The sequence below is a fragment of the Micromonospora sp. URMC 103 genome (assembly GCF_051386435.1).
In the GTDB taxonomy this organism is placed as follows: domain Bacteria; phylum Actinomycetota; class Actinomycetes; order Mycobacteriales; family Micromonosporaceae; genus Micromonospora.
Genome location: NZ_JBPQTR010000005.1, coordinates 2,686,122 through 2,696,933, shown reverse-complemented (window position 1 = coordinate 2,696,933; position 10,812 = coordinate 2,686,122). Strand labels below are relative to the sequence as shown.

Here is a 10,812-nt window from a genome sequence, read left to right as displayed (position 1 = left end):
CTGTCGGACCCGGCCGTTAGGGTCGGGCCGTGACCACGGTTCAGCCACTCATCCGGGCGCGAGGGCTGGTCAAGCGGTTCGGCGACTTCACCGCCGTCGACGGCATCGACGTCGAGGTTCTTCCCGGTGAGGCGTTCGGTTTCCTCGGCCCCAACGGCGCCGGCAAGTCCTCCACCATGCGCATGGTCGGCTGCGTCTCCCCGCCCACCGACGGCGAGCTGCGCATCCTGGGCATGGACCCGGTCCGTGACGGGCCGGCGATCCGGGCCCGGCTGGGTGTGTGCCCGCAGCTCGACAACCTCGATCCCGAGTTGACCGTCCGGGAGAACCTGACCACCTACGCCCGCTACTTCGGCATCCCCCGGCGCACGGCCCGGCAGCGGGCGAGCGAGCTGCTCGACTTCGTGCAGCTCGCCGAGCGCGCCGACAGCAAGGTCGATCCCCTCTCCGGCGGCATGAAACGCCGGCTCACCATCGCCCGGGCGCTGGTCAACGAGCCGGAGATCGTGCTCCTCGACGAGCCGACCACCGGGCTCGACCCGCAGGCCCGGCACCTGGTCTGGGAGCGTCTGTTCCGGCTCAAGCAGCAGGGCGTGACGCTCGTGCTGACCACGCACTACATGGACGAGGCCGAGCAGCTCTGCGACCGACTGGTCGTCATGGACGGCGGCCGGATCGTCGCGGAGGGCTCGCCCCGGGCCCTCATCGCGCGCCACTCGAGCCGGGAGGTGGTGGAGCTGCGCTTCGCGGCCGAGTCGCAGGAGGCGTTCGCCGGCAAGCTCGACGGGTTGGGGGAGCGGGTCGAGGTGCTGCCCGACCGCGTCCTGCTCTACGTGGCCGACGGCGACGCCGCGCTCGCCGAGGTGCACGCGCTCGGTCTCACCCCGGCCAACGTGCTGGTCCGGCGCAGCGGCCTCGAGGACGTCTTCCTGCATCTCACCGGCCGCACGCTGGTCGACTGACGGGGCGGTGCGCGGGCGCGGCCGGCCGTCCGTAGCATCGCCGGCGCGATCCGGTTCGATGCGAGCATGAGTTGGCCGTGGATTCGTTTCCGGGTCGGATATTCCGCGCAGAGTCTGACCAGGTCGCTCACGATCCGGCCATGCCAGCCGTGCGGGAGAGCCAGGTCGAAGCATTCCTCAAGACCGTGATGGTCGGAACGAGCCTGACCGGCACCGAGGTCCAGAACGTTCGGGTCCGGAACGTCGGGCCCCGCGCGATCCGGGCCCGGCCGGTCGTCCGAGGGCCGGGCCGCACCGGCGCGCCCCCGATTTCCGGCTGCGGCTGTCACACCCGCCGGGTAGCGTCCCTGCACGACTGGCCCCCGGGCGGGTGGCCGCAGTCGAGCAGGGTGGCCGCAGTCGAGCGGGGGTGGCCGGTGAGCACGGTGCGACAGGGGCGTGGCGTCGTCCGCCCGGCGCTGCCGCGGGTCCCGGCGCTGGCGGTGTTCGCGCACTACCTGGTGGGCTACCGGCGCACGTGGCGGGCGGGGGTCTTCTCGTCGTTCCTGCTGCCCGCGCTCACGGTGCTCGGCTTCGGGGTCGGCGTCGGCGCCTACGTCGACCAGGGCGTCGGCGGGGCCTCCTACCTGCAGTGGATCGTCGGTGGCCTGCTCGCCTCGACGGCGTTGCAGGTGGCGATCGGCGAGTCCACCTGGCCCGTGTTCAGCAACTTCCAGTGGATCAAGACATACGTCGCGCAGAGCGCCGCCCCGTTGCGCGTGGCCGACATCCTCGTCGGCCACCTGGCCTTCGTGCTGTTCCGGGTGCTCACGTCGGTCGCGGCGTTCCTCCTCGTCACCGGCGCGTTGGGGGCGTTGCGGTCGCCATGGTCGGTCCTCACCCTGCCGGTGGCGGCCCTGCTCGCCCTGGCGGTCGCGGCGCCCACCTTCGCGTACGCGGCGGCGGTCGACTCCGACAGTTGGCTCGCCATGCTGTTCCGGTTCGCGGTGATCCCCATGACCCTCTTCGCCGGCGTGTTCTTCCCGGTCGAGTCGCTGCCGTCGGTGCTGCGCTGGCTGGCGTACGCGACCCCGCTCTGGCACGCGGTCGACCTGTGCCGGGCCGCGGCCCTCGGCGTGGCTCCGCAGTGGTCGGTCGCCGGTCACCTGCTCTACCTCGGGGCGTGGCTGCTCGCTGGCGGCCTGCTGGCGCACCGGGTGTTCCGCCGCAGGCTGGTCGTCTAGGAGGCGTGTCGTGGTGACCCTGCTCCTGCCCCGGCTGGTCGACGTCTCCGCCCCGTCCCGGCGGGCAGCTTCCGTGGCCGAGCGCAACGTCGCGGCGCTGCGGTCCGTCTACTGGCTGCTGCTCGCCTCCGGGTTCGTGGAGCCGCTGCTCTACCTGCTGTCCATCGGCGTGGGCGTCGGCACGCTCGTCGGCGACCTCACCCTGCCCGGCGGGCGGGTCGTCGACTACGCGGCCTTCGTCGCGCCCGCGATGCTCGCCTCCTCGGCGATGACCGGGGCGCTGGCCGAGACCACCTTCAACTTCTTCGGAAAGATGAAGTACATGAAGCTGTACGACGGGGTGATCGCCACTCCCGTGCAGCCGTTCGAGATCGCCCTCGGCGAGTTGGGCTGGGCGATGCTGCGGGGCGCCGCCTACTCCGCCGCCTTCCTCGTGGTGATGGCCGCCATGGACCTGACCACGCCGGCGCGGGCCGTGGCCGCGTTTCCGGCCGCCGTGCTCGTGGGCTTCGCGTTCGGCGCGCTGGGCATGGCCCTCGCCACGTTCATGCGCAGCTGGCAGGATTTCGACCTCATGGGCTCGGCCCAGTTCACCCTGTTCCTCTTCTCCGGCACGTTCGTCCCCGCGGAGGCCTACCCGGCCCTGCTGCGCTGGCTGGTGGAGGTCACCCCGCTCTACCGGTCCGTGCACCTGGTCCGGGCGGTCTCGCTCGGCACCGCCGGCTGGTCCTGGCTGCTCGACGTGCTCTACCTGCTCGGGGCGATGGCCCTGGGCCTGCTGGTGGCGTCGCGCCGGATGGGCAGACTGCTCTACAAGTAGGTGGTTACGCGCCGCCTCTGTCGGGGCATGTCCGGGGGACACCGCCGACGTTGAGGAGGGCCGAATGGCCGCCGACGAGTCTTCCGCCCGCAGTGGCCGGGACCGCGCCGACGGCGCGCGTCCGGCGGACGACCGCCCGGATCCGGACCGGCCGCCGGTGGGGCCCGACGAGGGCCCGGAGAGCCCCGCCCAACTGTCGGGCACGGGCTGGAAGGCCACGCTGCGTCGGACGGTCCGGGAGTTCCAGGAGGACAGCCTGACCGACTGGGCCGCGGCGTTGACCTACTACGGCGTGCTCTCGATCTTTCCCGGCCTGCTCGTGCTCGTCTCCATCCTCGGCCTGCTGGGCCGCGGCACCACCAACACCGTGAGGGAGACCCTCGACCAGGCGGTCCCGGTGGGCACCATCCAGCAGATCCTCGACAAGGCGATCGAGCAGGCGCAGGGGTCCGGGGGGCTGGCCAGCATCGCCGCGGTCCTCGGCCTGCTCGCGGCGTTCTGGTCCGCGTCCGGCTACATCGCGGCGTTCATGCGCGCCTCCAACGCGATCTACGACGTGCCGGAGGGCCGGCCGATCTGGAAGACCCTGCCCATCCGCATCGGCGTGACCGCGGTGATCGGCGTGATGCTGCTGATCAGCGCGGTGATCGTGGTGTTCACCGGCCGCCTCGCGCAGGCGGCCGGCGAGGCCATCGGCCTGGGCTCCACGGCGGTGACGGTGTGGAACATCGCCAAGTGGCCGGTGCTGTTGATCCTGGTGAGCCTGATGTTCGCCATCCTCTACTGGGCCTCGCCCAACGCCCGGCACGGCGGTTTCCGCTGGGTCAGCCCGGGCGGGGTGCTGGCGGTGGTGGTGTGGCTCGTGGTGTCGGGCCTCTTCGCCGTCTACGTGAGCAACTTCGGCTCGTACAACAAGACGTACGGGGCGCTCGCCGGTGTGGTCGTCTTCCTGATCTGGCTCTGGCTCACCAACATCGCGATCCTGTTGGGCGCGGAGTTCGACGCCGAGCTGGAGCGCAGCCGGGCCATCTCGGCCGGCCACCCGGAGGAGAAGGAGCCCTACGTCGAGCTGCGCGACGACCGCAAGCTCCGCAAGAAGCGGGGGCACTGACCAGCGCGTACGCGGGAACCCGACGCACCGGGCGGCCGTCCGAGAGGGCGGCCGCTCTTCCTGTGTCGCCCGGAGACGGCTTTCCTTGATCCACTATTAGCTTTTGTTCGTTCGGACGAAAGTTGGAGTCAGATCGGCTGAAGCTCTGGACAGGCGGCGCGGAAGGCTCCTACTGTGTCGGACACAACACATCGATCGATCATCGATGTGACCGACCGCGATGCGGAGGTGAGTCCCGGTGCGGACGGAGGAACCGCTGCACGTGCGCCTCCTGCGGTTGCTGCGCGACGAGGGCCCGGTGTCCCGCGCCGAGCTGGGTGACCGGTTGCAGATGCCGCGCCCCCGGCTCCTGGCCGAGCTGGATCGTCTCGTGAGCCTCGGCTACGTGGCCGAGGCCGGTCTCGCCGCCTCCCGCGGCGGACGCCGGTCCACTCTGGTGGAGCTGAACCCGCGCCTGCGCTTCGCCGCCGTCGACCTCGGCGCCAGCTCGATCGACGTCGAGGTGGTCAACGGCCGGCTGGAGCCGGTGGCGGCGTACGCGGAGCCCGCCGACATCCGCTCCGGACCGAAGGGCACCCTCCAGCGGGTCAACGAGCTGTTGCACAAGGCCCGGGTGGACGGCGCGTACGAGCGGCTCGACGCGGTCGGCGTCGGCGTGCCCGGGCCGGTCAGCTTCCGCGACGGCGTGCCGGTCTCGCCGCCCATCATGCCGGGGTGGGACCGCTTCCCGGTGCGCGAGCTGCTCACCAGGGAGCACGGCTGCCCCGCGGTGGTCGACAACGACGTGAACATCATGGCGATCGGCGAGCGGCACGGCGGCGTGGCCCACTCCGTCGACGACTTCCTCTTCGTCAAGATCGGCACCGGCATCGGTTGCGGCATCTACCTCACCGGCGAGGTCTACCGGGGCACCGACGGCTGCGCCGGGGACATCGGGCACATCCAGGTCGACTCGCACGGTCCCATGTGCTCGTGCGGCAACGTCGGTTGCCTCGAGGCGCTGTTCAGCGGCGCGGCGCTGGCCAAGGACGCGCTGGCCGCCGCGCGCAGCGGCAGCTCGCCGGCCCTCGCCGAGCGGCTCGCCGCGAGCGGGGTCGTGACCGCGCAGGACGTCGCCGAGGGCGCCGTCGAGGGGGACGTGACCTGCATCCAGCTGATCCGCGACGGGGGGCGGCGGGTGGGCGGCGTGCTGGCCGGCCTGGTGAGTTTCGCGAACCCGTCGATGATCGTGATCGGGGGCGGGCTCGCCCAGCTCGGTCACATCCTGCTCGCCGAGATCCGCAGCGTGGTCTACCGCCGGTCGCTGCCGCTGGCCACCGGCAATCTGCCCGTCGTCCTGTCCGAGCTGGGCCCGCGGGCGGGCGTGGCCGGCGCGGCCGTGCTGGCGAGTGACGTGGCGTTCGGAGAGGCGTCGTGAGCGCGAGGAGTGAGCCGGGTCTGCGAGCCCCGCAGTCGCGAACGGAGCAGGCGCAGTGACCGACCGGGAGGAGAGCGTGGTGAGCGAGCGGGAGACGGAGTCCGCGGACGCCGGCGCGGAGCGCGCGTCGGCGGACGCGCCACTGGTCGAGGCCCCGGCCGACACGGTGACCGGTGAGGTGGTGCTGCGCCTCACCGACGTGGTGAAGACCTTCCCGGGCGTACGGGCCCTGGACGGGGTGCAGCTCGAGGTCCGCGCCGGCGAGGTGCACTGCCTGCTCGGCCAGAACGGCGCCGGCAAGTCCACGCTCATCAAGGTGCTGTCCGGGGTGCACCGGCCGGACTCGGGCCAGATCGAGTGGCGCGGCGAGCCGGTCACCTTCGCGAACCCGCAGGCCGCCATGCGCGCCGGCATCGCCACCATCTACCAGGAACTCGACCTGGTCGAGGACCTGTCCGTCGCGGAGAACGCCTTCCTCGGCCACGAGCCGCGGCGGCTCGGCTTCGTGCGCCGCGGTCACATGGCCCGGCGTACCCGGCAGATCCTCGGCCGGCTCGGCCACGGCGAGATCCCGCCGGGGCGGATGGTCCGCTCCCTGCCCGCCGCCGGCAAGCAGGTCGTGAGCATGGCGCGCGCGCTCTCCCACGAGGCGCGACTGATCATCATGGACGAACCGAGCGCCGTGCTCGCCCACGACGAGGTCGGCAACCTGTTCCGGATCATCCGGGAGCTGACCGCCCAGGGCATCGCCGTCATCTACATCTCGCACCGCCTGGAGGAGATCCGCGAGATCGGTGACCGGGTGACCGTACTCAAGGACGGCCGGACGACGGCGGCGAACCTGCCGGCCCGCGACACGCCGACCCGCGACCTCGTCAGCCGGATGACCGGCCGCACGATCGAATACGTCTTCCCCGACCGCCCGGCGGACGGTGTGCCGGCGGGCACCGATCTGCTCGAGGTGGAGGGACTGACCCGCGCCGGCGAGTTCGCCGACGTGTCGCTGCGGGTCCGGCCCGGTGAGATCGTGGGCATCGCCGGGTTGGTCGGCTCCGGCCGCTCGGAGCTGCTGGAGACCATCTACGGCGCGCGGCGGTCCGAGGCGGGCACCGTGCGGATGGCCGGCCGGGTGCTGCGCCCGGGCAGCGTGGGCGCCGCCGTACGGGCCGGGATGGGCATGGCGCCCGAGGAGCGGAAGAGTCAGGCGCTGCTGCTCGGCGAGCCCATCTACCGCAACGTCACCCTGGCCACGTTCGGTCGGTACGCGCGCGCCGGCTTCACGCAGGCCGGCCGGGAGCGCGCCGAGGCGGACCGCATCGCCGAGAGCCTGGAGCTGCGTCCCCGTGACGTCCGCCGGCCGGTACGCACCCTCTCCGGCGGCAACCAGCAGAAGGTGGTGGTCGGGCGCTGGCTGCTCGGCGACACGAAGCTGCTGCTGCTCGACGAGCCCACCCGAGGTGTGGACGTGGGCGCCCGGGCCGAGCTGTACCAGGTCATCCGCACCCTCGCCGAGCGGGGCGTCGGTGTGCTGCTGGTGTCGAGCGAGGTCCCCGAGGTGCTCGGCCTGGCCGACCGGGTGCTGGTGATGCGGGAGGGTCGGGTCGTCCGCGAGGCCCCGGCCGGCGAACTCGACGAGAACACCGTCCTCGACCTCGTCATGGCGGGGTCCCTCATGGAAGGCGCACCGGCATGAGCGACGTCACGGACACTCCCGCCGCGCCGCGCGGCACGCAGCTTCCGGCGCAGTCGCCGCCGGTGGACCCGGCCGAGACGGCCGCCGCCGGCACCCGGCTCTCGTGGTGGCACGGCGAGGGCGGGGAGGGCGCCCGGCGCAATCTCGGCCTTCTCGGCGTGCTGGTGGCACTGGTCGTGATCGGGGCACTCACCCGCTCGGACCTCTACTCCGACCCGGACTGGGTCTGGGACAACGTGCTGAGCATCCTCAAGCTCGCCTCGGTGGTGGGCGTGGTCACGGTGGGCATGACCTTCGTGATCATCGGCGGCGGCATCGACCTCTCGGTCGGCGCGATCGTCGCCCTCGCCGGGGTGTGGTGCACGACGGTGGCGACCCAGAGCTACGGCGCCGGCGGGATGATCTTCACGGCGTGCGTGGTCGGCCTCGCGGTCGGCCTGGTCAACGGTCTGCTCATCTCGTACGGCCGGCTGGTGCCCTTCATCGCGACGCTGGCCATGCTGGTGGCGGCCCGGGGCCTGGCCGCGGAGATCTCCAACAAGCAGACCCAGATCTCGGAGAACACCTTCATCAACGGCATCGCCAGCAACAGCCTGTTCGGCATCCCGCTGCTGGTCTACCTGCTCGCGGCGGTCGTCGCGGCCGGTTGGGTGCTGCTCAACCGGACCACCTTCGGCCGGCGCACGGTCGCCGTCGGGGGCAACCCGGAGGCCGCCCGCCTGGCGGGCATCGACGTCAAGCGGCACACCCTGATGCTCTACGGGCTCTCCGGCCTCTGCTGCGGCATCGCCGCCATCATGCTCACCGCGCAGGCCAACTCGGCCCAGGCGGCCATGGCCAACCTCTACGAGCTGGACGCGATCGCCGCCGCGATCATCGGCGGCACGCTGCTCAGCGGCGGGCGGGGCACCATCATCGGCTCCCTGCTCGGCGTGATCATCTTCGCGACGATCACCAACCTGTTCGCCATCAACGGCCTCACGACCGAAGCCCAGAACATGGTCAAGGGCGGCATCATCGTCGCCGCGGTCCTGGTCCAGCAGGTCAAGTTCCGCAGCCTCAGCCAGTTCCTGAACCGCAACCGGCTCACCACCTGAGAACACGCACCACCGCACCGCCCGCACCACGACCAGCGCACCTGGCCGCCCGACGAAGCGACGGCGGTCCCATCACCCACACCCTTTTCTCACCATCACGCCAGACCAGGAGGTCGTCATGACCCAGCACAGCCGCGACCTGTCGCGCCGCCGGCTGCTATTCGGCGGGGCCGCCGTCGGCGCCGGCGTCCTGCTCGCCGGCTGCACCAGCAACGAGAAGCAGGAGCCGACCGAGGCGCAGACCAAGGCGGCGGCCACGGGCGGCAACGCCGAGCCGGGCAAGCGCGTCGTCATCGGTTTCTCCGCGCCCGCCCAGGACCACGGGTGGCTCGGCGCGATCACGAGCAACGCCCGGGCGCAGGCGTCCGCGTACTCCGACGTGGAGTTCAAGACGGTCGAGGCCGGCGCGGACGCGGCGGCCCAGCGGGCGGCGCTGTCGACGCTGGTCTCGCAGAAGCCCGACGTGATCGTGGTGCTGCCGCACGACGGCAAGGAGCTCAACGCGTTCGGCCTGGAGGCGATGCAGGCCAACATCCCGGTCATCAACCTGGACCGGGCGTTCCCGGACCCGAAGGCCTACCGGCTCCAGCTCAAGGGCGACAACTACGGCATGGGCGTGGCCGCCGCCCACTACATCGTCGAGCAGCTGAAGGCCAAGAACATCAGCAACCCGGTGATCGCCGAGATCGCCGGCATGGACGAGCTGGAGTTGACCCAGGAGCGTTCCAAGGGCTTCGCCGAGACCCTTGCCCAGAGCGGGTTCAAGGTGGCCAACCGCCGCGCGGCCCGGTTCACCATCGACTCGGGCCAGCAGGAGGCGGCGCAGCTGCTCCAGGCCCTGCCGAAGATCGACGCGCTCTGGAACCACGACGACGACCAGGGCGTCGGCGTGCTGGCCGCGATCAGCCAGGCCAACCGCAAGGAGTTCTTCATGGTCGGCGGCGCCGGCTCGAAGAAGGCCATCGAGGACATCCAGGCCGACAACACCGTGCTGAAGGCGACCGTCACCTACAGCCCGTCCATGGCCTCCTCGGCCATCTCGCTGGCCCGCCTCATCGGGCAGGGCAAGGGCATGTCCGACCTGGTCGAGCTCCAGGTGCCCAAGGAGATCATCCTCTCCTCCGAGACGATCACGAAGGAGAACGCGAGCAACTACCTCAAGCTCGGGTTCTGACACGTTGGGGGGAGACCCACCTTGTCCACTACAGGTATGCAACTGCGGGTCGGCATGGTCGGCTACGCGTTCATGGGCGCCGCGCACTCGCAGGCGTGGCGCACCGTGAACCGGGTGTACGACCTGCCGGCGCGGGCCCGGATGTCGCTCATCTGCGGCCGGGACACCGGAAAGGTGGCCGAGGCCGCCGACCGGCTCGGCTGGGAGGCGTACACCACAGACTGGCGTGACCTCGTCACCCGGGACGACATCGACGTGGTCGACGTCTGCACACCGGGCGACAGCCACGCCGAGATCGCGCTCGCCGCACTGGCCGCCGGCAAGCACGTCCTGTGCGAGAAGCCGTTGGCCAACACGGTGGAGGAGGCCAGGGCGATGGCCGCCGCGGCGGCCACCGCCCAGGCGGCCGGCGTGCGGTCGATGTGCGGGTTCAACTACCGCCGGGTGCCCGCGGTCACGATGATGCGCCAGATGATCGCCGACGGACGGCTCGGAGTGATCCGGCACGTCCGGGCGACGTACCTGCAGGACTGGATCGTCGACCCGCAGTTTCCGCTGGTCTGGCGGCTGCAGAAGGACAGGGCGGGCTCGGGCGCGCTCGGCGACATCGGCGCGCACATCATCGACCTCACCCAGTACGTGACGGGTCAGCGGATCAGCGGCGTGAGCGCGGTGACCGAGACCTTCGTCAAGGAGCGGCCGCTGCCGGCCGGGTCCAGCGGGCTGGCGGCCACGGTCGACGGCGCCGTCGACGGCCACGTGTCCGCCGACGGGCAGGGCCCGGCCACCGGGCCGGTCACCGTGGACGACGCCGCGGTCTTCGTGGCCCGGCTCGACGGCGGCGCGCTGGCCACGTACGAGGCGAGCCGGTTCGCCACCGGCCGGAAGAACGCCCTGCGGGTGGAGATCAACGGCTCGCTGGGCAGCGTGGTGTTCGACCTCGAGCGTCTCAACGAGCTGGAGTTCTACGACGCGACGCTGCCTACCACCGAGCAGGGTTTCAGCCGCATCCTCGTGACCGAGGGCGACCACCCGTACATGACGGCCTGGTGGCCGCCGGGCCACATCATCGGGTACGAGCACTCGTTCACGCACCAGATGCGCGACTTCGTGGAGGCGATCGCCACGGGCACGGACCCGGCGCCGTCCTTCGCCGACGCCCTCCAGGTCCAGTTGGTGCTGGACGCGGTGGCCCGCTCGGCGGAGCTCGGCTCCTCCTGGACGGAGGTGGAACCGGCGCTGGCCGCCGTGGCGGTCTGACCGTCGGTCCGGCCGGGACGCACCCGGTCCCGACCATCCGGTCCGGCCGGGGGGT

At 71.6% G+C, this 10,812-nt stretch carries 9 protein-coding genes; all 9 read left to right on the top strand.

The annotated features are described in order from the left end of the window. Positions 1 to 29 precede the first annotated feature (29 nt). Positions 30 to 962, top strand: coding sequence for an ABC transporter ATP-binding protein (locus tag ACSNOA_RS25655; RefSeq protein ID WP_436662109.1), 933 nt, complete (start codon positions 30 to 32; stop codon positions 960 to 962). A gap of 425 nt (positions 963 to 1,387) precedes the next feature. Continuing rightward, positions 1,388 to 2,185 (top strand): ABC transporter permease, encoded by a 798-nt coding sequence (locus ACSNOA_RS25650; protein ID WP_436662449.1) that lies wholly within the window; start codon positions 1,388 to 1,390, stop codon positions 2,183 to 2,185. A gap of 10 nt (positions 2,186 to 2,195) precedes the next feature. Then, the gene (locus ACSNOA_RS25645) at positions 2,196 to 3,005 is read left to right on the top strand and encodes an ABC transporter permease (protein WP_436662107.1); all 810 of its coding nucleotides are present in this window, start codon (positions 2,196 to 2,198) and stop codon (positions 3,003 to 3,005) included. Positions 3,006 to 3,069: 64 nt separating this feature from the next. Further along, positions 3,070 to 4,116 (top strand): YihY/virulence factor BrkB family protein, encoded by a 1,047-nt coding sequence (locus tag ACSNOA_RS25640; RefSeq protein ID WP_436662106.1) that lies wholly within the window; start codon positions 3,070 to 3,072, stop codon positions 4,114 to 4,116. Between the two features lie 238 nt (positions 4,117 to 4,354). After that, entirely contained in the window at positions 4,355 to 5,533 is a 1,179-nt protein-coding gene (locus ACSNOA_RS25635; RefSeq protein WP_436662104.1) for an ROK family transcriptional regulator, read from the top strand. A 178-nt stretch (positions 5,534 to 5,711) separates the two neighbouring features. After that, a complete protein-coding gene (locus ACSNOA_RS25630) occupies positions 5,712 to 7,226 on the top strand; it encodes a sugar ABC transporter ATP-binding protein (RefSeq protein WP_436662448.1) in 1,515 nt (504 codons plus the stop codon). Further along, positions 7,223 to 8,323: an ABC transporter permease gene (locus tag ACSNOA_RS25625; protein ID WP_436662102.1), complete on the top strand. Its 1,101-nt coding sequence runs from the start codon at positions 7,223 to 7,225 to the stop codon at positions 8,321 to 8,323. Before ACSNOA_RS25630 ends, ACSNOA_RS25625 begins: the two co-directional genes overlap by 4 nt. Before the next feature lie 118 nt (positions 8,324 to 8,441). Further along, entirely contained in the window at positions 8,442 to 9,497 is a 1,056-nt protein-coding gene (locus ACSNOA_RS25620; protein ID WP_436662100.1) for a substrate-binding domain-containing protein, read from the top strand. A 36-nt stretch (positions 9,498 to 9,533) separates the two neighbouring features. Further along, positions 9,534 to 10,757, top strand: coding sequence for a Gfo/Idh/MocA family protein (locus ACSNOA_RS25615; protein ID WP_436662098.1), 1,224 nt, complete (start codon positions 9,534 to 9,536; stop codon positions 10,755 to 10,757). Positions 10,758 to 10,812: the final 55 nt, after the last annotated feature.

Coding starts and splice junctions, on each gene's coding strand:
- ACSNOA_RS25640 (WP_436662106.1), top strand. CDS start 3,070: ATGGCCGCCGACGAGTCTTCCGCCCGCAGTGGCCGGGACCGCGCCGAC.
- ACSNOA_RS25615 (WP_436662098.1), top strand. CDS start 9,534: ATGCAACTGCGGGTCGGCATGGTCGGCTACGCGTTCATGGGCGCCGCG.
- ACSNOA_RS25620 (WP_436662100.1), top strand. CDS start 8,442: ATGACCCAGCACAGCCGCGACCTGTCGCGCCGCCGGCTGCTATTCGGC.
- ACSNOA_RS25625 (WP_436662102.1), top strand. CDS start 7,223: ATGAGCGACGTCACGGACACTCCCGCCGCGCCGCGCGGCACGCAGCTT.